Consider the following 22,516-nt stretch of genomic DNA (forward strand, 5'->3'; position numbering starts at 1 on the left):
GTCTACTGGTCCTTTTGGCCGGAGAGCAGCTGCTCCAGCATTTTATCCACGTCATCTTCGGAAAGGTCGTTCACGGATGTCTGCGGAATAATCGGGGAGATACCGGTTTCCGCTTCGTCCGGTAGGGACGGTGAAAGTGAGCCGAGCAATTCCGACTGGGCTTTGACGGTGGTGGCGCCAAAGAGCTGGGCGAGCGTCAGGTGAACCGAAAATTCCTGCCTGATGCGCGACAGCAGCTGCATGATCGTCAGTGAATCACCGCCGGCTTCGAAGAAGTTGTCCTCCACGCCGGCGTTGTCGCTGGACAGGAGTTCGTGCCAGATCGCCAGAAGTGCGGTCTCGTTTTCGGTTGCCGGGGCAACGGTATGGCGTGCCCTCGTGCCCGGCGCGGGCAGGGCCTGGCGGTCAACCTTGCCATTGGCGCTGAGAGGCAGCCGCTCCATGATCACGAATTCGCGCGGAACCATATAGGCGGGAAGTTTTCCGGCAAGAAAGGCGCGCAGCCGCTCCGAGAGGGTTTCGCCCCGCATTTGCGCGGCTGCCTGCCACTGTGTGCTCCAGGCGGGATCGATGGACCCGCCAGCCAGCACATAAAGCGGCTCCTCGTCTTTTTCTGTTGCCAGTGCCGATGCGATGGCGGTCAGATCGACGCCGCCCGCTGCGCAGAGGCCGATATCGAGACGCGGCGCATGCAGCATCATGGTCTGCGCCATATGACCGGCTTCCAGCAGGCAGAAGTCTCTGGATTTTTGCCCGTAGCTGCGCGCCATGGCTGCCGCGTGCCCGGTGAAAAGCACAAGGAAAGCGCATTGCCCGACGATATCGTCGCTCTTGCCGTCGATTGCCGCGATCTGTTCCTGCGAAGTGGTCGCCAGAAACTCCAGCCGGTGTTCGGCGGGATGATGACGATACCAGCCGCCAGACAATCCTTCGACCCGGCCGTCATGGACCAGAATATAGGTCTGAACCGGGTAAAGTCCGCCTGCGGACGGGTAGAGGGTCTTTTTCAGCGGTGTTCCTGATATGTCGAAGGCGCGCACGCTGGCCAGGAGATGGCCGATTTTCTGAAGCTCCGCTGGAGCTTTCAAAAACCGGCGATGACTTTGCCGGGTGATCGCTTCGTGGAACAGGCCGTCCGGCGTGGGCAAATCCACGCTCCTTCCGGCATTGCCTAACCCGCCATTGTCTGACCCGCCGGCCTTCGCTTCCAGTTTGCCGATGAGGCTGCCTTTGATATCCGGAACGATATAGGCGATGAGGGCAGGTGGCTGGCCCGTCGTGGTCACCACCGTTTCGGCGACATTTTCATTTTGCAGCAGCGCGGTCTCGATTTCGCCGAGCTCGATCCTGAAGCCGTTGACCTTCACCTGGAAATCTTCGCGCCCCAGAAACTCCAGCAATCCCTCCGGTCGCAGCCGTCCGAGATCGCCGGTGTCGTAAAGCAGAAGCGCGCCGTTTCCAGTCTCTTCTTCGTCCGCGAAACTGTCGGGGATGAAGCGTTCGGCGGTCAGTTGCGGCCGCCCCCAGTAACCACGCGCAACACCGATGCCGCCGATGAACAGCCGGCCCGTGACCCATGGCGGGCAGGGTCGCCCCTGATCGTCGAGGACGTACCAGCGCTGGTTCGCCAATGGCTGGCCATAGGGGATGCTCGTCCAGTCTCGCAGCGCTTCCCCGATCGGATGGAAAATCGACCAGATGGACGCCTCGGTGGCTCCGCCAAGGCTGATCAGGTCGGCATCTGGCAATTGTGTTTTCAGGGCGAGAGGCAGGCTGACAGGAATCCAGTCTCCGCTCATCATGATCACGCGCAGGGGTGGCTTTTCCCCGAGCGCCGGCAGTTCGGCCAGCAGCAATTGCGCAAGGGCCGGCACCGAGTTCCAGACCGTCACCCGATGTTGCAGCAAAAGATTCATCCAGCGGGCATTGTCGGACACTTCCTCGCGCACGGGAATGACGATTGCGCCGCCAACCGCAAGCGGACCGAATATATCGTAGACCGAAAGATCGAAGCTCTGAGACGAGAGCGCGAAAACCCGGTCCGCAGCGGAGACGGCAAAGCGGCGATTGATGTCGAGGATCGTATTTAGCGCACCGCGATGGTCGATCATCACGCCTTTCGGTTTGCCGGTCGAACCCGAGGTGAAGATGATGTAGGCGAGGTCCGATGGTTTGGTTGAAGACGGTGAAGGTCTTGCTCCGCCTTCTTCGGGAACCGCAATCACCCTTACCCGCTGCGGCCAGTCGCCTCCTTCGGCGATGACGAAATCGGCCGCCGTGTCTTCCACAAGCTCGAAACGCCGTTCCGCAGGCAGGTCGGGGTCAACAGGCACATAGGCCGCGCCGCTTGCCAGAATGCCGAGGCAGGCGATCACCTGGCCTGCGCCCTTCGGCAGTGAAACGGCAATCCGGTCGTTCGGGCCGGCACCGGCCTTCTGCAGGCTTGCCGCCAGCGCCAGCGCGCGTTCGGCCACCTGTCCGTAGGTCAGTTCGATACCCCCAGCGCAGACGGCGATCTTCTCAGGGCTTTCCGCGGCTCTCTGGAAAAACGCTTCATGCAGGAGCTGCGTGTTGCCAGGAAGCGCTATTTTCGCCCTGTTGTTGAGCGTCTCGAACGCCTGGCAATCCACGATATCAGGCTCGGTCTGCCATGCTGCATCGTCGTTCGCCAGTGCCCGCAGCAACGTCTCATAGGCGGCAAACATCATGTCCAGCATGGATGGCGGGAAAAGTTCCTCGACTGCATCCCAGTTATAGACCAGCTCGCCCTGATCTTCGGAAACCTGATGGTCGAGATAGACCTGCGGTGTCTGGCTGACGCTGTCCACCAGTCGCGTATCGAGACGCGGAGCGCTGTCGTCTTTCGATGCCTGACCCAGAACGCTGGTGAAAACCACGGGCATCAGGGCGCCGCCGGAGCGCCCGTTCTGTTTTGCCAGTTCGCGAAGCACGGAAACGCCGCTGAAAAGCCTGTGTTCCAGATCTTCCATCAGGCGCAACTGAACCTGACGGGCGCGTGTGGTGAAGTCGGCGCGGGCCGAAAAATCGAGCCCCAGCAGGAGCGATGCCGTGAAGTCGCCGACGATCTTTTCCACATCCTGATGAACCGGTTCGCGATTGAAGACGGTCAGATTGAGGGTGAAATCCTGACGTCTGCTCCAGCGCGCCAGAACCTCCGCAAAGATCGTCATGATCGCGGCTGTCGGGGTCAGGCCGGCGCTCTGGGCCATATCCTTGAAACGCGACCAGTCTTTCGCGGCAAGCCGGCCCCGGCGACGCGTGAACCGCGGATGCTCTATCTGCGATGGATTGCATGCCAGCGGCAGATCCGGTGAGGCTGGCAGGGTAGCCATACGGGCAGACCAGTGCTCCCGCGCCCGCTCATAGGCCGAACTGTTATGCGCGGATTTTTCGAACAGGACATAATCCCGAAATGTCAGTCCGATTTCGGGAAGCGCGCGTTTCTGCATGAGGGCGGCGAGCTCGGTGCCCATCAGTTTCAGCGACCAGGCGTCGCCGATGAGAACATCGAAACTAACGAACAGCCTCGTCGTCTTTTCATCGAGCCGGGCGGCCTCGATATGAAACAGCGGCCAGCGCTCCGCCTTGAAAATATTGTGCGACAGCCTGTTTCTGATGTCCGTCAGGCATGTAGCGCGATCGGCTGCATCACGCAGATCCGCCACCGGCAATGCATAGTGGGGAACGTCCGCCAGCACGCGCTGCCGCCCGTCGGCATCGACGATGGCGCGCAGCATGTCGTGGCGCGCGACAAGTGCGTTTATGGCGTTTTCGAGCGCATCGGTATCGAGGTTGTCGATATCGAATTCCCGATAGCCATGGGATCCGACGCTGCCGAGTTCGAAGCCCTGGTTACGGCCGATCCAGTAGGCGTGCTGGATATCCGTCAGCGGAAACGGCTCATGGCGATCGTCAGGATTATGGACCACCGCGAGGCCGTCAATGTTGAGGGCTTCCTCAGCCTCATTCTCAAGCCGGTTTGCCAGCCCAGCGATTGTCGGTGTCTCGAAAATTGCCTTTAGCGGCAGTGAAACCCCGAAATCGGCCTTGATGCGAGCAATAATCCTGATGGCGAGCAGAGAATGCCCACCCATCTTGAAGAAGCTGCGCTCGACGTCGATCATGCTCGTCTGAAGGACGTCCTGCCATATGGCGGCAAGCCTTTCCTCGATATGGTTTCGGGGTGCGATGCCGCTGCTATCAGGCGTTTTTATTTCAAGCGCGCGCAATGCGCTGCGGTCGATCTTGCCGTTCGGCAGATGTGGCATTGCCGGCAGGATGGTCCATAAGGCCGGGACGAGGTGGGAGGGCAGCTGCCTTGCCAGTGCAGAGCGGATGTGATCCGCCGTCAGTTGTCGGCCGGCATCCAGCGAAATATAGGCGGCCAGCTGGCGTTCCGGGCTTGCTTCGTCACCGATGACTGCGATGACCGCCTCGTTGACGCCATCGACATCCTCGAGCTGGTGCTCGATCTCGCCGATCTCGATCCGCAGGCCCCTGATCTTGACCTGATTGTCGAGACGTCCATGAAATTCCAGCGTGCCATCGGCGCGGCGCCTGACCCGGTCGCCGGTGCGGTAGAGATAGGAGGAGGACCGGCCGGAGAAAGCGTCCGGTACGAAACGCTCGGCGGTCTGGCCCGGGCGTCGCAGATACCCGCGCGTGATGCCGGCTCCGCCGAGATAAAGTTCGCCCGCAAGACCGTCAGGCCTGATACGTCCGGCCCGGTCGAGGACATACGCTTCCGTTCCCGGCAGGGGAACACCGATGGAAACTGTTTTCTCGCCGTCGCCGGCGCGAACCATCGCGCCCGTCGAATATGTCGTATCCTCAGAAGGTCCGTAGAGATTGTGTATGCGCGCCTGCGGCGCCTTCTTCGCTAGCTCTTCGAGCAGGACCGGCGGCAGCGGCTCTCCGGCAAGATTGACCGCGCTAACGGATGTCGGAAGCGCGTCGTGGCGCAGATATTCGCGCAGCAGACTCGGAACGGTGTTGATCAGGCTGACTTCTGCGACATGCTGCAAACGCGGCAAATCGAAGAGTGTGTTGGCCAGCACCACCTGGCCGCCGCAGGAAAGCGTGCCGAAAATCTCGAATATGGAAAGATCGAAGCAGACCGAGGTCGATGCCAGAACACCTGCTAGCTCGTCACAGGTGAAATTGCTGCCGGTCCATTGTATGCGGGCGGCGGCATTGCCATGCGTGATCGCCACGCCCTTCGGTTGTCCCGTCGAGCCTGATGTGTAGATGATGTAGGCAAGATCGGCCGGATCACAGGCGTGAGCGGCGGAAAAGTTCGCATCGGGCAGTTTACCCACCTCAAGGAGCGTCAGGTCATCCGTGGCATCGAATGCCAGCCGGTCGCTATCCGTCAGCACGACCCTGATGGCCGCATCCCGTGCAATGAAGGCAAGTCTCTCGGACGGATAGTCCGGGTCGAGCGGCACATAGGCCGCACCAGCCTTCAACACACCGAACAGGGCCGCAATGAGATCCGGCGTGCGCTGCATGCAGATGCCGACGATGGAGCCCCGGCCAAACCCGCTGGCGGCAAGCGCGGCGGCAATCGCATCGCTTCGCTGATCTAGCTCCCGATAGGTGAGCTTGCCATGTTCGCTGGCCACTGCGGATTTTTCCGGCGTGCGTGTCGCCTGCGCCGTCAGCATCTCGTGCAGGCACAGCCCGCTCTGTGTCAGCGCCTGGCCGGTGGACCGGCGGATTTGCTCCTGCTGCTCGTCGTCGCAAAGAAGAGAAAATTCCGACAGCCTGCGGGCGGAATCCTCAGCGATCGTGCGCAATACATGTTCGAAACGCCGCCAGATCGTGGCGACCGTCTCCTCATTGAAGAGATCGGTTGCATATTCGATCTTGCCGCCGATATCGGGGTCATTGTCCTCAAGGTTGAAACGGATTTCGTTTTTCGCGGCGCCGTCTGGCAGGCGCAGGGTCTCGATCGCGAGACCGTCGAGTTCAGGCAACCTTGCCAGATTGTGCTGGAGATCGAATTTTGCTTGAAACAGCGGCGTCATCTCGGACAGGGAGCGCTTCGGATTGAGAGCCTCGACGATCCGCTCATAAGGCACGTCCTGGTTTGCCAGGCCGGTGCGGACGGTCTCGCTGACACGCTGCAGCAGGCCGGAGAAATCCGGATTGCCCGCAAGATCGGTGCGCAGCACCAGCGTGTTGACCAGGGGGCCGATCATCGCCTGGGTTTCCGGCCTGTCGCGGTTTGCGACTTCACTGCCCACGACGATGTCGTCGCTGTCGCAATAGAGATGCAGCACCAGTTTGAAAGCGGAGAGCAGCAGGACGTAGAGGCTGACATTGTGCGCCCGTGCCAGCGCCCTCAGCTCTCCTGAAAGTGCCGGATCGACGGAAACGGCAAACTGCGCGCCGAGGAAACTTGCGATAGCCGGGCGCGGACGGTCGAATGGCAGGTCCAGAACCGGCAGATCCGTGCCGAGCGCCTTTTTCCAGTATGCGAGCTGGTTTTCGAGCACCGGGCCGCGCAGCATCTTTCCCTGCCAGATCGCCCAGTCGGCATATTGAACGCGAATGTCAGGCAGATGGTGTGACTGGCCTGTCCTGTCCTTGTAGAAGCCCGCGAGATCAAGGGCGAGAACAGTCATGGACCAACGGTCGCCGGCGATGTGGTGCAGCCCGACCGCCAGCAGATGATCTTCTGCGGAAAGGCGAACCAGCATCGCGCGCAATTGCGGATGGCTGAGGTCATAGGGCTCGGAAAGCCGCTTCAGGATGTGCTGACGGGCCGTGGCTTCCGCATCGCTGTCCTGCCCGAGGTCGAGGAATTCGATTTCCGCGTCGGCGGCGGCCAGAATATCCTGTTCCGGAAAGCCGTCTGCGCCGGGGACGAAGCGCGTTCGCAGCGGCTCATGCCGTTTTACGACATTCGCCAGCGCCTCTTCCAGTGCCGTCCTGTCCAGTTTTCCGCGAAACCGCAGGATGCTGCGCATGTTGTAAGCCGTGTTGTCAGGTTCAAGCTGTTGCATGAACCACAGGCGCTGCTGCGCAAAGGACAGGGGCCGATCACCATCGCCTTCCTCGCGTCCGGGAATGACGGTATCGAGAGCCGACTGATATCCCCGATCGGCAAGACGCTGCTCTATGAGGCGACGGCGCTCGGGAGAAAGGTTCGCGAGTTTGGCGTAAAATTCGTTCATCGTGCTTCTGCTCCTCCAAGCGCGCTCTGGACTTCACTGTCGGAAAGGCCCTCGATTTCCATCAACAGCGCTGCCATCTCGTCCAGATCGCCTTCATCAGGCATATGGGCGGTAATCATGCTGGCCACGCGGGCGACTGTCGGGTTCTCGAAGAGGAGTTCACGCATTTCGATCTTGACCGGGAATGTTTCCCGGAGCTTGGCGACAACGCGGATGGCCAGAAGCGAATGGCCGCCCAGCTCATAAAACCCGTCATCGACGCCGATCCCGCTCACGCCGATCAGTTCTTCGAAAATGCACGCCACCGTGGTTTCGATGTGGGTGCGTGGGGCGATGAAGGGTGTGGACATCGCGGGCCTTGCACGGCCCGAAACCGGCGCTTTCGACAGCTGCGCCTTCTTGCCCGCCGTCGGTGCCACGGTGATGTCGCTGCGCGAAAGCATCGTTGTGCCGGTAATGCCGTTCTCGATGATCTTTCTCGTCAGTTCCCAGGCATCATCAGAGGCAACCGCATAGGCGTTGGTATCGAGAGAGGAACGTTTGCCGGCGGCCAGCACATCGATGAGCGGATAACCAATGGCGAACCATGGCATTCTTGCGCTACGCGACTGGGCGGCCACAAGCAGCTCCACCACCTGATATCCCGATGTATAGGCGGCGAGCCCGACGCCACCGATGACGGTTGCAAGCGATGACTGGATGCAGCAGAAACCTGCCCGCCGTTGCTCCATCGCCTCTATCAGCGCCCGCAGCGGCGCGATGCGAACCGCTTCATTGTAGCTGAGATGTGTCTCGTCCATCATCGAAAGCGGCGCCGCCGCCTGCCGGTTCGCCTGCGGCATGCTCAGAAAAATTCCGTCGATCCGGCCATGCATCGACACCACCCCATCGAGTGCTGCGCCGATGGCAGCCGGATCATTGCAGTCGATCCGGCGCGTATCGATAGCTGCGTCTGACTGAAACGCGGTCTCCGCATCCTCGATGGGTTGCAGCACGGACAGGCGTGTGCCTGATATTTTCGCCAGATGATCCAGCCAGACGGTGCCGACACCTTCGGCGATATTGCCGATCACGACATAAACGCCGTTCTTTTTCAGCCGGGCCGATGCCTGCGGTGTAGGCAGGTCGAGCGGCGCAAAGCCATGCGACCACCGATGCGGGCCTCTTATGGCGACCACCGCGCCGGTTCCGTTGAATTCCGCCAGGAGGCGATCAGTGATCGCCTGATCCGCCATGTCCGGCGTGACCATGATATCGATGTGCCTGCAGGTCAGGTCTTCATATTCCTGAGCGGCAACTTTCAGGATGCCCGGCAGCTGGGACTGGAGGTCGTCGAGGCTCTCCATACCGGTAACATCCGTTGCTCCATTGGTCACCAGCGTCAGCTTGCCCTTATGCCCCTGTGCGGTGAGAGCCCGCACCAGATTGAGCAGGGCCTCAATTCCGTCCCGCCGGCCAGGCTTCAGGGGCCACAGATAAAGGATGTCCTGCGGCAAGGCCCCGCGCTCGCTCAGGGTCTCGAGCAGCTGGGCAAAGTCCGCTGCGGTATGTCCGGCAAGGCTGAAGCAGCGGAAATCGCACTCGTCGAACCTCTCGCCCGCAATGGCGCGATAGACTTGAGCGCCTGCGCCTTCCAGCCGTGCCGCGAGGGATTTGCCGATGCGTCCTTCATTGAGGATCAGTACACGGCGGTTTCTGCAATCCGACGGGGTTGCGGGTGAAAGGCGCTGCCATGTCGGACGATAGATTCTGGCGCTGTCGACGGGGGTGGTGATAGGCGCCTGATTTTCTGCCGTCCCAGCGGAAATCCAGTAACGCTGCCCCTGAAACGGATAGGTGGCGAGCGGCACGCGAGCGCCTTCGGGCGATACGGCCTGCCAGTCGAGCTGCCCGCCGGTCCGCCAGTAATCACCGAGTGCTGCAAGATACTGGCTCGTCTCGTTTTCCGGTCTGGAACGGCCAAGGCAGGGTATGATCCGGTCTGCCGCAATAGCCTGTTCGCTTATGAGACCCGACAGTGCCGAGCCGGGTCCGGCCTCGATGAAGACTGTATTGTCGATGCTGAGAAGGGTTCGCATCCCCTCGTCGAAACGCACGGTCTGTTCCAGATGTGCGGCCCAGTAATTCGGATCCGTCGCCTGCGATGCGCTCAGCCAGGTTCCCGTCACATTGGAGATCATCGCAATGGATGGCGGGGAAAACCTGACATGTCGCAATTCTTCCAGATAGCGCGCTGCGGCCTGCGCCATCATCGGCGAATGGAACGCGTGTCCGGTCTTCAGCCGCCGCGTCACGTAACGCGCCTGTTTGAGTTCCGTTTCGAGCCTTGCGATGGCGTCCATGCTGCCTGAAACGACACTGATGCCCGGCGCATTGCTGGCCGCCAAGGCAATGTCTGCGCCAAGCCACCTGTCGATCGGCGCGTCGGGATGAACGACCGCAAGCATGGCGCCGGGGGCGGCCTGTTGCATCAACCGACCGCGCGCCACCACAAGCGAAAGCGCCGTATCCAGATCGAAGACGCCCGCCAGGCAGGCGGCCACATATTCGCCGATGCTGTGGCCATGGAGCGCCTGCGGTATCACACCCTGCGCCATCCATGCCTTTGCAAGGGCATATTCCACGGCAAACAGCGCCGGCTGGGCAAATTCCGTATTCTGGATATCCTCATGTCCGGCAAAGAGGTCAGCACGGAAATCGCGTTGCATGATCTTCGAAAGACGATCCGCGCAGGCATCGAAAGGCGCACGGAAAAGCTCCACCCGCTCGTAGAGATCCTTGCTCATTCCGGCATATTGGCTTCCCTGTCCGGGAAACAGAAAAACCGGTGACGGCGTGCTGCCGACAATGGATGGTTTTTCCGCAGCAAGACGGTGCAGTTCCGCCGCGGCTGACGCCACATCATCGGCAACCAGCGACTGGCGATGGCTGAAAGCCTTTCGACCATGACGAAGCGTGAAGGCAACGTCGTTGATCGCAAGTTCCGGGTTCGCCTCGAACGCTTTCGCCTGTGCCGAAAGCAGTGCCGAGAGTGCCGCATCATTGCGCGCCGAAAATACCAGAAGCTGCGGCGATGCCGGTTGCGCCTTGGCGCGCGCGCCTGCGCTCGCCGTTGCCTCTTCCAGCACCACATGCGCATTCGTTCCGCCGATACCCAGAGAACTAATGCCGGCTCTCCGGGGGCTTTCCAAGGCTGTCCAGTCCCGCAGTGCCGTATTCACCGCAAAGGGGCTCGCCGGGAAGTCGATCTTCGCGTTTGCCTGTCTGAAATGAAGGCTTGCGGGAATTCTGCCGTGCTTGAGGCAAAGCACGGTCTTGATGAAGCCCGCAATGCCTGCGGCCGTATCAAGGTGGCCGATATTGGTTTTCAACGAGCCGATGGCGCAATATCCGCTGCGCGTCGTCGTCTTACGAAAAGCCTGCGTCAGCGCCGCAATCTCGATGGGGTCTCCCAGCGATGTTCCCGTGCCATGCGCCTCGATATAACCGATGGAATCGGCCGATATTCCCGCAGCCGCATGGGCCTCGCTGATGACCAAGGCCTGGCTGTCTACCTGCGGTGCGGTAAAGCTCGCTTTCAGCGCGCCGTCATTATTGATGGCCGAACCGATGATGACAGCGTCGATCGTATCGCCGTCTGCAAGCGCATCTTCAAGACGCTTGAGCACGACAACGCCGACGCCGCTGCCTGGAACGGTTCCGGCGGCATCGGCATCGAACGCCCGGCAATGCCCGTCAGGAGACAATATTCCACCTTCGCGCGCCACGTATCCATGCGAACGGGAAACCGTGACGCCGCCCGCGAGCGCAATATCGCATTCGCCCGCAATGAGGCTTTGCGCGGCGACATGAACGGCAACCAGCGATGAGGAGCAGGCCGTCTGCACTGTCATGGCCGGGCCACGCAGATTGAGCTTGTAAGCCGTGCGCGTCGCCAGGAAATCCTTGTCGTTGGCAACGAACAGTTCAAACGGGCTGATCGACTGACGCACCGCGGCATTGGCATGCAGGTTCAGAAGATAGGTATTGAAGCCGCTCGAGGCATAGACGCCTATGGAACCGTCGAAGGTGTCGCCCTGATATCCGGCGCGCTCCAGCGCCGACCAGGCGCATTCGAGAAACAGGCGCTGCTGCGGATCGAGAATCTCCGCCTCGCTGGGGCTGTAGCCGAAAAATTCGGCGTCGAACTGGTCGGTGCCCTCCAGCGGTGCCGAAGCCCGCACGAAATCGGGGTCCGCAAGCTGCTCGGGCGGCACACCCAGCGCGATGAGTTCCTCGTCGGTCCATTGCTTGACCGACTCCCGGCCGTGAACCAGATTATCCCAGAAGCTCTCAATGTCGGAGGCTCCCGGAAAGCGGCCTGCCATACCGATGACGGCGACCCGAAAGGCGTTCCGATCCTGGTTTGAAGCGCTGGTATAGTCGGACATAGGCAGTTCTCGCTGGATTAGAAATTGAACACGCACGTTACTTGTGGAACGGGCAGCCTTTTTTGGGGGGATCGATCATGCCGAGGCGACCGCGTTCAAAACGCTGGAGCGTATCGATCGCCTTCCGGTCGCCGTATCGCAGGCTGCCGGCATCGGAGCCGACGAAACGTGAGCAGACGCCGACATGCCCTTCCGCCAGATACTTGTAGGCTGCAACGAATTCCGCATGGGCGTCATGGAGTTCGACCGGCAGCGTGGCGAACACGTCCTTCATTTCACGCCAGACCTGGATGAGGACGGCATGATCGAAAGACATCAACCCGCTGAAATCGTCTGACTCCACTGAAGGCGGCGTCATGGAGACGCGGATGGTATTTTCGTAATCCGCCTTGCTGAAGCTGGCGGCGAGGTCCATGGAGCTGGCAGATGTACGCAGAAGCACCGCGGCGGCCCGCAATTCCCTGTCCGCTTCGGCATGGTTTCCCTCATGCACCTGCATATTGAAACGACGCAGGCACAGAACCAGCCCCTGCACGTTCATGAAAAACGCCCAGTGGAATTCGCGCCAGATCCGGGATGGCGACGGGAGAGCAATAGTCATCTTGCACACTCCACGCCAAAGCACCTTGCAAGAAGCCTTGCATGAACCCCGAAACCGTCAAACTGGGCTTTCGCGGCCTTTTCCGACAGGTGGGGCGCCCGGCAGAAAAGATCGGTAACGGACAGTGCGACCTGCAGGAAGCTGCGCAGCAGAACATGGGCGGGCTCAGCGGTGGTAATACGGTTCACGCGGAAATACCGGTCGTAGTCATTCGCGTGAAAAGACGTCAGCGGAAGGCCGCTGACATCCACGATGCCGGGATCGGACATCGGCTTTTCCATGTTGCCGAGGAGTGCGGCGATACGCGCGCGGCATTCGGGATAATGCAGCGTAAACGCCTCCAGTGCCTCGCAGATAATCTGCTGCAGGTGGGCTTTGTCGTGTTCTTCCGGTGCCATTACCGGTGCCAGCGCCTCCGGCACGAGCAGATCGAGAACGGCATCCTTCGCAAGCCAGTCCCTGTCCGGTCCGGCGTCCGCGCGGGGCACCGGGCTTGGCCATGGTTGGTCGTCCATGGTTTACGTCCTATTCTTGCGCGCTGGTGGTATTTGCTGCTTCGCCGTCCATCAACCGCCGTAAACTCAAGGGGCGCATGTCGGTCCACTCCACCTCGATATGATCGAGGCACGCCTGCTTCGATCCGGAAAAGCCGCTCAATCGCCACCCCGCCGGGACGGCCTTGTAGACCGGCCATATCGAGTATCGCTCTTCGTCGCTGATCACGACGTTGTAGTGCAGGTCTTCAGCCGGTGTCTGGGAACTCATGGTGGTCACTCCGATCAATGTCTGTCGAGAAGACGGTGGTCCGCCAGAGCCGTCAGGCTTTGCAGAACAGCGTCGTGAACAAAGGCGATGTCGTCATCGCTATGGGCGGTGGAAAGAAAACCGCCACGATCCCCGGCACGAAGGTGAACGCCGGAGGTCAGAAGAAGGAAGGAAAGCATGGTGGCAGCCTGCGGCGAGATGCGGCTGCGGGTAGCGGATATAGAGAAGAACGAACCGAAGCTCATGAACGCCACGGGCAACCCGGCATCCTTCAGCGCACCGTTCAGCCGTTCCACGAATGCCTGGGTCCTGACATTGAGGCCCTCTTGCAGGGCTGGACCGTCTTCCAGCAATCGCGTCGCGACCGCCTTTGCGGTTGCGAGCGCCAGCGGATGGCGGCAATAGGTTCCGGCAAAAAATGTCGGAGCCACTTTCGGGAAGGAGCTGTCGCCGTAAGCCCAGGCTCCGCCGTCCACGAAATCCATGAACCGCCCCTTGCCGGCGATGAGTGATAGCGGCAACCCGCCGCCGGCGATTTTGCCATAGGTGGCAATGTCAGCGTCTATGCCGAAATGGGACTGCGCGCCGCCGGGTGCGACGCGGAAGCCAGTGATCATCTCGTCGAATATCAGCGCGCTTCCGGTCTTTTCGGTCACGCTTCGCATCTCATGCAGAAATTCGCGGGGCTGCAGTTCCGGGTTTCGGCTCTGAACGGGTTCGACAAGCACGCCGGCAAGGCTGTCGCCGTGACGCCTGATGTAATCGATGGAGCGGGGATTGCCGTATTCCAGCAGCACGATATCGCAGGCGGAGGAAGGGGCGACGCCTGAAAAGCCGGGAACCGCTTTCGTCAGAACCATGCGCTTCAGAAGCGGTTTCAGCGCCACGAGCCATGCCGGATGAGACCGCAGCAACGCGCCCCTGCGGATATATTCGAGTTTGGTCGCCTTATGCAGGGCAGGGTCGGAATGGCCGTGATACGAGCCTGTAAACAGGACGATCTTGTCGCGCCCCGTCGCGGCACGGGCTATCCGCATGGCCGTCTGCACGGCTTCCGTGCCGGTATTGCTGAATGTGACGCGGTCTTTTCCGGTGATACGGCAAAACAGTTCCGCGGTCTCGCCGGCCAGATCGGATTGCGGCCCGAGCGCAAAACCTTTGGTCAGCTGGGCTTCGATTGCCGTACGGATGAAGGGCGGATTATGGCCGAAGAGATTGGTGCCGAGGCCCATGAGAATATCGACATATCTGTTGTTGTCGACGTCCTGTAAATAAGCCCCTTCGGCATGGGTGGCGACGATGGGATACAGCGCCTCCTTGGTCTGCATCGTGAAGGGAAGGCCGATCGAGCTTTTGTCCGAAAGGAAATCGCGGTTATAGGCGGCGGCGCGCTTCGAGCCCGGCGTCTTGAGGTTGAAGCCGGTAACGATGGCGGTGACAGGGTCACTCGCAGGGTGGGTAGCCGTGCCGGAATTATTTTGAATATTCATTCGACGGCCTCCTTTGTCACTTCCTGCCCCGTGGGATCGCCGGCAATCTTCGTGCAGAGGAAGTAGACTGCTCTCTCATCGGTCACCGGACCGCCATCGGTGCTTCGCATTTTGACCGAAAAGCCCGAGGCCCGGAGAAGCTCTGTTACGGTATCCAGATTGTGCCCCCACACAGGGTTGGTGACCGAGTGGCACTGCCAGTTATTGCCGGGAATGCCGAAGCGGGCGATGAGAGCAAGCCGCCGGCGATTGGAAAGCAGCCGGGCCGCAAGCCTGTATGCCGCCTCCGCCAGCGAGAAACGCGCCGCTTTGGGCCTCGTATGGATTTCCACCGTGAACGAACCCTCGTTCGATTGTGAATTATAGCGGGGCGTGATCAGCCAGGCGCAATCGTCGGTGAGTTCGCCCTCGGCCGGCACATCGCGCCAGTAGCGTGCCATCTGGCCGGGGTGATTGATGTCGAAAGCGAAAATTCCCTCATCCTTCAGGCCGCGGCGGACGCTGGAAAAGACCTTCCGCAGGTCTTCGGTATTCTGGATGTGGTTCAGCGATGCGCTGGTGCAGACCACGCCGTCAAAGGGCTGTTCAAAGGTGAAATCCCGTGCGTCACCCAGAACGAATTCAAGGCCCGGTGCATTGCCGCGGGCGTGGTTTATCATGTCCTGCGAACCATCCAGCCCGGTAACGGCATATCCGCGCTCAGCCATCAGCTTTGCAAGATGTCCCGTTCCGCAGCAGAGATCGAGAACCGAAGCGCCGTCGGGCAGGTGTGAAAGAACCGCCCGCGCCAGGGGGGCGATCTTCTGCTCGCTATAGCGAGGGCCAAGCGTGTGGTTGTAAAGCCAGGCCCAATGGTCGTAATTGCTGGCTTCGCTTGATATAACTGTACTCATCGTTCACCCTGCTTTCGCGCGTCATCGGACGCCGCGTTCAGAAAGTTGGCCTTGGCAAATGCGCGCAGATATGTTCGCAAGAGCTCGAATGTCAGGGCCGGTTCGCGGAATGGCGCGTCCGACAATGCCGCCTGCGTGAGGTGGCAATCGAAGTTGCGCGTCTGTTTCTCATCGCTCTTGCCGGCGGCGGAAGGGGAGCGCAGCAGTCCTAGCAGCGGATAGAGCGGGTGGTCGGGCGTTCCGCGCGCCACATCGCCCAGCATGTCCTGCCATTCCCGCTGCGAAACCCGTTTCAGTTTCATCCCCTCCAGTTCGCAGGCCTCAAACAGGCGGGCGCTTGAAACGGGGGAGGAATGAATGAGGTGGAAAACCTGTCCGGCCGAAGCCGGTTTGCCGGAGAGATGGACAATCGCCCGGGCCACATGGTCGACCGGCAGCATATCGAGCAGCCTTTCGCCTTCCGGCGCTGTCCCGGTGTAAAGATAGGCCTGCACCAGACGGCACAATATGTCCGATCCGTTGAAGGCGCCGGTAACGCTGTCGCCGGATATCGCGCCCGGCCGGTAGATCGTCACCGGCAATCCCCGCCTGCCGGCTTCGTTGACGAGATGCTCCGCGACCCATTTGCTCCGGTTGTAACCGCCCGCGGGCGGGGCAAACCCTTCCACGCCCTCCAGTTCGCAGACGGGCCGGGCATCGCTGCCGGAACCGCGGCGCGGCGTGAGCGCACTGAGTGTCGAGATGTAATGAACGTGCCGGCCGGCTCCGGCGCAGGCGAGTTGGAGAATTTCGCGGGTTCCGAGCACGTTGGTCTCGCGCAGCCGCTCGTACCGATGCAGGTGGTGGACTTCCGCGCCGTTGTGGAAAATGCAGTCGGCATTCCGGACAATGTTGTCGTAGTCCGGGGCGGCAAGCCCGAGGCCCGGTTTGGAAAGCTCGCCCGTCACTATCGTCACGCGTTCCGTCAGCACGGACTGCGGCAGGTCATATTGCCGGAAGGCCTGACGCAGGCGGCTCATTCCATCGTCGCCGCGCACGAGGCAGGTGACTTTTCTCTCGGGGTCGCGAAGCAGTTCGTGGAGAAGATAGGTTCCGAGAAAGCCGGTCGCGCCGGTGAGGAAAACGTGGTCGGTGCAGCGTGTGGCTCTTGCTGTCGCGCTCGGGCGAATTGCGTCGTCCAGTTTTACATCGCGCTTCAGCAGCCGTGTCTCATCGTCGCCGTCGCCGGTGCCTCTTGTCTGCAGGCGGTTCGCCAGCGCTTCCACCGTGGAGGCGTTGAAAAGATCGATAACGCCGATATCGAGTCCGAATTTTTCCTTTGCGACGGCGCAGAAACGGGTGGCCAGCAGCGAGTGACCGCCAAGCGTGAAGAAATCGTCGGTTGCGGCAACCTGATCGATGTTCAGAACATGTCCGAATGCGCTGGCTATCCGGGTTTCCATCTCGCCTTCAGGCGCCCGGCCATCGGGGTCCGTTTCGGCGCGGGGCGGGGGAAGCTTTAAGGGATCGATCTTGCCGTTGACAGTAAGCGGCAGCGCCTCAAGCCAGTCGAACGTGTCGGGCACAAGGAATTTCGGCAGGCGGTTTGCCAGCCATGCGCGGATTTCCGATGGCGTCGGTCTGGTTGCCGTGTCCTGATCGGTTTGAGGAACCGCATAGGCGGCGAGCCTTTTGCCGCCGCGCCCGTCGTCACGCACCGCCACCGTCGCCGAAACAATGGCCGGGTGGGCAAGCAGGCCCGCTTCTATTTCCCCGGGCTCGATCCGGTATCCACGGATCTTGACCTGGCTGTCCAGCCGCCCCGAAACGTGGACCCGGCCATCGGCCAGCAAGACGGCGCGATCGCCCGTGCGATAGAGCACGCCTGCGCGCCCATCTTTGACAAATGGATCGGGAACGAAACGTTCGGCGGTCATTGCCGCCCGGTCGTGATAACCGCGGGCAATGCCGCAGCCGCCGATATGAAGTTCTCCCGGCACACCGAAGGGCAACAGCTCGAGATTATCATCCAGCACATAGAGCTGCTTGTTTGCCGCGGGCCTCAGCACCGGCAGTCCGGCACGCCCGCCTCCGATGTCGACCATGCTGGCATTGACGGTGGTTTCGGTCGGGCCATAGGCATTGATGAAACGACGGTTCTTTCCCCATCTTTCGATGAGTTCAGGCATGGGAACCTCTCCCCCGACCAGAACGGTGCGCAGCGACGGCAGGTCGTCGACCGGCAGGGAGAGCAGGGCCGATGGCGTCATGGTCAGGTGCGTCACATGTCGCGCGCGCAGAATGTCGGCCAGTTCAGCGCCGGGAAGGGTCGCATATCGGGGCAGAAGGAGGAGTCTGGCGCCGGCGCCGAGGCTCATCACCAGTTCGGGAATGGAGGCGTCAAAACTGAAGCTGAAGAACTGCAGCACACAATCGTCAGCCGTGACGTCGCAGGCGCGGATCTTGTCCCGCGTCAGATTGATCAATCCGCTATGATCGACAAGGACGCCTTTTGCCTTGCCCGTCGAGCCTGACGTGTAGATCACATAAGCCAGCTGCGACGGATGGGTGACCGTTTCCAGGTTGTCGGCGCTTTCGTCGTCAGGGAAGTCCTCATCCAGATTGAGCCTGTCGGCTGTCTTTGGAAGATCGATCGAACTGTGGCTGACGACAAGCCGGGCACCCGCATCCGACAGCATGGCGCCGATGCGCTCTGCAGGGTACTCCGGATCGAGCGGCAGGTAGGCGCCGCCTGCTTTCCAGACCGCAAGCCAGGCCACGATCATGTCAAAGCTGCGTGGCAGCGAGATTGCGACGACGGTTTCCGCGCTAACGCCCTTACGGCGCAGCAGGCGCGCCAGCCTGTTTGCGCGCGCGTTAAGCTCGCCATATGTCATGATGTCATCGGCATCCGCCTGCGGCATGACGAGCGCCGCGGCCTGCGGCGCGCGTGCCGCCTGTGCTTCGAACAGTTCATGAAAATAGTACGGGCCAGCGTGTTCCTGCGCCGTGCTGTTGAAGTCGCAAATCCGCTGCCGTTGCTCTTCCTGCGTCAAAAGCGCAAGGGTTGCGACTGGCAGGCAGGGGTCGGCGGCGATGGATTTCAGCAGTTGATGGAAATGGCTGGCGAACAGGCCGATCGTCTCGGCGCGGAACAGCGCGGTCTTGTATTCGATCGTGCCGAAAAGCCCGGCCTCCGTCTCGCGCAGATCGAGGCACAGGTCCAGCCTTGAGACCTTGTCCTGGCGTGCAAGCCGGCGCATTTCGAGGCCGGGAAGTCGGATGCGCTCGCGTGGTGCGGCGTCGAGCTGGAATTTTATCTGGAACAGCGGGTGGCTGTCGGGATCGCGTTGCACACCGACCATATCGACAATGCGCTCGAACGGCATGTCCTGATGGCTGATGACCTGTTGCAGGGTAGCATGTGTTTCCCGCAGGGCCTTTTCAAAATTGCCGAAGGGATCAACACGCGATCTGACAGGAAGAGGATTGACGAACAGCCCGACCAGATCCTCCGTCTCCACATGGGGGCGGCTGGCGACGGGCGTGCCGATCACCAGATCGGTCTGCCCGGTATAGCGGTGGATCAGCAGGTTGAAGGCGGTAAAAAGCGCCGTGAACAGCGTCGTTCCGTGTGCGGCGGCAATCTTGCGCAGCGCATCGGCGGTCTCTTTTTCGATCGTGAAGTCATGCAGTTCACCCGCATGGCCGTGGCCCGCGGTGCGCGGCATGTCCGTGACCAGCTGTGTGGTCTGTAGAGGCTGCGAAAGGTGCTGCTTCCAGAAGGCGTCGAACGGTCCTGCGGTTTCCGCCTCCAGACGCTCACGTTGCCATGCGGCAAAGTCGCCATATTGTATCGGCAACGCAGTTTCCGGCGTCGCGCTGCCGGATACTTCTGCGCTGTAAAACGCACCGAGATCTTTCAGCAGAATTTCAGTAGACCAGCCATCGGCGCAGATGTGGTGCAACGTGAAAACGAGGACATGGCGGCCGTCATCGTACTTGACGACGAGCAGGCGAATGGGCGGCTCGGCGGCAAGATCGAAGGGCCTGGTTGTTTCCGCATGAATGACGTCTTCCATCGCCGCAGCTGCCGGCGAAATCTCCACGACGGAAAAAGGTGCGTCACCGGCAGCGGATATGGTTTGTTTCGGCATGCCCTTGTCGCTGTATATGCGGGCGCGAAGCACCGTATGGCGGCCCATGACGCCGGCGAGTGCCGCCTTCAGCGCATCGAGATCAAGGGCGCCACGAACCTCAAGTGCAATGCAGATATGGTGCAATGCCGAGCCTGGATAGATCTGGTCGATCAGCCACAGTCTTTCCTGTGCGAATGACAGCGGCGGGCAAGTCTCGTTGCGGGGCGGAATATCATTCTGGCCGGGCGTGGCGGTATCCGCATGCGCCATGTTGAGAAATGCCAGAATGTCGGTTTTTCTGGTCCGGATTTCGCTCATCACCTCATCGTTCAGGCGACCATCGGGGTCTGAACATTTCAGGCTCCCGGCATCGATCCAGACGCGGATATTGCTCTGGTGAAGCCGGGTTATGAGGGTTTCGACTGGCTCGATATAATTCATAAGCCGCCCCTTGGCTTTGTCAGCTTCACGCGATCCGGAGAATGAATGGTGAGCCCTTCCGGGTTGGCGTCGGGCAGCATCGTCCGCATTGCTGAAACAACTATCAATTGCATATTCGGCCGCCTGAAACCGGTCTTCAATTTCAATTTCTTATTCTTGACTAAGCGATTCAAGAATTATATGCAAGAGGTAATTGTTGTCATCGAGACGCAGCCGGCAGCGATGCATGCCGCTGACGATCGAGTGTGAGCAATCAGAACGATGAGCATCCTATGGTTGCTCTTCGCGAATAGTGATGGCCGGACGTCAGGAGTTTTTTCAGATGCAGATCATACCGATGTTCGCTCGAAAGCCATCTGGAGGACGCGATTTTATAACTATAATACATAGGCTTGAGGATATCGCCGCGGAACGGCCGGCAGACGAGGCGTTCCGTTTTTATCCCGATGACCCGGGAGCGATCGGTGAAAGCCGTAGTGACGGCTGGACATGGGGCGAATTGAATGCTCGCGTTAAGATTGTTTCCGATGAGGTTTCCAGGACGGGTCTCGTCGGGCAGGGCGGCCGGGTTCTCATCGTTTATCCGCCTGGTCTCGCCTTCATCGCAGCCTTCCTCGGATGCCTGCATGCCGGTGCCGTACCGGTGCCTGTCCCGGCGCCGCGACGAAATGAAGGTATACACCGTTGGTTGCATATTGCGAAAGACGCCGGCATCTCGGGAATCGTTTGCGCTGACGAATTGAAGGAGCTGCTCGAACCGCTCCAGAGGGCCGTCGGTCATGGATTTTGCCTTGCGCCTTCAGGCGCCGATCCGAATATTCCGCTGCGCGATCTTGCGCCTTCCTCAAGCGCGCCTGCGGTTCTCGACGGAAACCGGATTGCATTTCTGCAATATACGTCCGGTTCGACCAGTGATCCGAAAGGCGTCATGGTCACCCATGCCAACCTGATGGCCAACCTGCGGCAGATCAGCCTTGCGTTTCACTATGGTCCCGAGGATCGGTCCGCGACGTGGTTGCCCCATTATCACGATATGGGACTGATCGACGGCATCCTGTCGCCGATCTTCAACGGATTTCCGGTGTCGATCATGGCGCCTGCCAGCTTTCTGCGGCGGCCGCTGCGGTTTCTTGAGCTGGCGACGCAAAACAGGGCGACCATTATCGGCGGGCCGAATTTCGCCTATGAACATTGCGCCGACCGCTACAGTGCTGAAGGGGCAGCACAGCTTGATCTCTCCGCCGTCCGCATCGCCTATAATGGGGCGGAGCCCGTGCGCCCGCACACGCTGCGGCGCTTCAGCGCCCTGTTCGCCGACCATGGCTTCCGGCACGACGCTTTCTATTGCTGCTATGGCCAGGCCGAAGCCACGCTTTTCCTGACTGGAAACGCCCCATCCGATCCTCCGCAATTGCGGTGCTTCGAGCGCGAAACTCTGGCGAAACAGGGAACGGCGCTGCCGCTCCCGGCTGGAGCGGACGAGCATGATGCAATCGAACTGGCGGCCTGCGGACGTCCCGGGGCGGATATAGAGATTGTTGTCATGGAACCCGAGGAAAACCGGCTGCTCGATGATGGGCAGGTCGGCGAATTGTGGATCCGGGGTCCGAATATCACGCCCGGTTACTGGGCAAGGGCAAAAGCAAGCGCGGAAAGCTTCGACCAGAAAATTGCCGGTGAAGGTGGGTGGCGCCGAACGGGCGATCTCGGCTTTCGCCATGAAGGGCAATATTTCATTACCGGCCGCCTCAAGGACCTCATCATCATCAGGGGGCAGAACCATCATCCCGAGGACATAGAGCAGACAGCCTTCTCCTCGCATTCAGCACTTGCGCAGGGGCGAGCGGGCGCTTTCGCGCTTGATGTGGACGGGGAGGAGCAGGTCGGTCTCGTTTGTGAGCTTACGCGTGAGGGTTTGCGCAATCTGGATGCCGAAGCCGTGCTGCAAGCCATTCGTGGTTCCATTTCCCGTGTTCACAAGCTCAAGCTCGCCATCATCGTCCTCATCCGCCCCAGCAGCCTGCCGCGCACGCCAAGCGGCAAGGTGCGGCGTTTTGCCTGCCGCCAGGATTTGCTGAACGGCAATCTCAAGGTGGTCGAGCGTTGGGAGGCCGCCCCGCAGGCGAATTTCACGCCCGTTGCCGAGCCGGGTGCGGTTGCGGACTGGGCGCAACAATTGGCGCAGGTTGACCGATCCCGATATCCGGCTTTGCTTCGGCAGTGGATCAGGGAGGAAGTCTCATGGCTTTCCCGTCTTCCTGCTGGAACCTTGCCCGCTGCAAATGCCGGTTTTTTTGATCTCGGACTGGATTCCGTGGCGCTTGTCGGCCTTGCCGGAACGCTGGAGCGCGAACTGGGTGTCAGAACGCAGCCGACGCTGTTTTTCGAGCACGCGACGATCGATGCGCTGGTGGAGCATCTGTGCAACGATCTCCTCACCCCCGATGTAACGGTGCAGGTGCAAGAGCAGCCGACGCAGAATTCCCGGCCGGATGAACCGCCGGAAGAAACCGACCTGTCGTCCGAACTGGCTGCCCTGTCGTCACTTCTGCAGGCTGGAACAGGCCGAAAATAAT

10 protein-coding genes are annotated in these 22,516 nt (G+C 60.7%); 2 read left to right on the forward strand and 8 right to left on the reverse strand.

Annotated elements, in window-relative coordinates; genetic code table 11:
* Positions 1-2 precede the first annotated feature (2 nt).
* From NYR50_RS20615 to NYR50_RS20650, 8 genes are read right to left on the reverse strand one after another with little or no spacing between them, the layout of a single operon-like run.
* Positions 3-7,202: an amino acid adenylation domain-containing protein gene (locus NYR50_RS20615; RefSeq protein ID WP_418137998.1), complete on the reverse strand. Its 7,200-nt coding sequence runs from the start codon at positions 7,200-7,202 to the stop codon at positions 3-5.
* Complete coding sequence (locus tag NYR50_RS20620) at positions 7,199-11,632, reverse strand: beta-ketoacyl synthase N-terminal-like domain-containing protein (protein ID WP_418137999.1); 4,434 nt, start codon at positions 11,630-11,632, stop codon at positions 7,199-7,201. Before NYR50_RS20620 ends, NYR50_RS20615 begins: the two co-directional genes overlap by 4 nt.
* Positions 11,633-11,669: 37 nt before the next feature.
* On the reverse strand, positions 11,670-12,233 hold the full coding sequence (locus tag NYR50_RS20625) for a siderophore biosynthesis protein (RefSeq protein WP_174010150.1): 564 nt from the start codon (positions 12,231-12,233) through the stop codon (positions 11,670-11,672).
* Positions 12,230-12,748, reverse strand: a complete 519-nt coding sequence (locus NYR50_RS20630; protein WP_174010148.1) for a siderophore biosynthesis protein — start codon at positions 12,746-12,748, stop codon at positions 12,230-12,232. Before NYR50_RS20630 ends, NYR50_RS20625 begins: the two co-directional genes overlap by 4 nt.
* Before the next feature lie 10 nt (positions 12,749-12,758).
* Entirely contained in the window at positions 12,759-12,998 is a 240-nt protein-coding gene (locus NYR50_RS20635) for an MbtH family protein (protein WP_092732404.1), read from the reverse strand.
* Between the two features lie 14 nt (positions 12,999-13,012).
* A complete protein-coding gene (locus NYR50_RS20640) occupies positions 13,013-14,488 on the reverse strand; it encodes an aspartate aminotransferase family protein (RefSeq protein WP_418138000.1) in 1,476 nt (491 codons plus the stop codon).
* Positions 14,485-15,381 (reverse strand): class I SAM-dependent DNA methyltransferase, encoded by an 897-nt coding sequence (locus tag NYR50_RS20645; RefSeq protein WP_418138001.1) that lies wholly within the window; start codon positions 15,379-15,381, stop codon positions 14,485-14,487. The genes NYR50_RS20640 and NYR50_RS20645 overlap by 4 nt, the downstream gene beginning before the upstream one ends.
* On the reverse strand, positions 15,378-19,940 hold the full coding sequence (locus NYR50_RS20650) for a non-ribosomal peptide synthetase (protein WP_174010140.1): 4,563 nt from the start codon (positions 19,938-19,940) through the stop codon (positions 15,378-15,380). Before NYR50_RS20650 ends, NYR50_RS20645 begins: the two co-directional genes overlap by 4 nt.
* A gap of 45 nt (positions 19,941-19,985) precedes the next feature.
* On the opposite strand from NYR50_RS20650, the gene NYR50_RS20655 reads away from it, so the two are divergent.
* Positions 19,986-20,189: a hypothetical protein gene (locus tag NYR50_RS20655; protein WP_174010131.1), complete on the forward strand. Its 204-nt coding sequence runs from the start codon at positions 19,986-19,988 to the stop codon at positions 20,187-20,189.
* Positions 20,190-20,277: 88 nt separating this feature from the next.
* A complete protein-coding gene (locus tag NYR50_RS20660) occupies positions 20,278-22,515 on the forward strand; it encodes an AMP-binding protein (protein ID WP_272448010.1) in 2,238 nt (745 codons plus the stop codon).
* Position 22,516: the final 1 nt, after the last annotated feature.

Origin of the sequence: Agrobacterium sp. El2ro-1b (genome assembly GCF_048298475.1) — a bacterium.
Classification (GTDB): Bacteria; Pseudomonadota; Alphaproteobacteria; order Rhizobiales; family Rhizobiaceae; genus Agrobacterium; species Agrobacterium fabrum.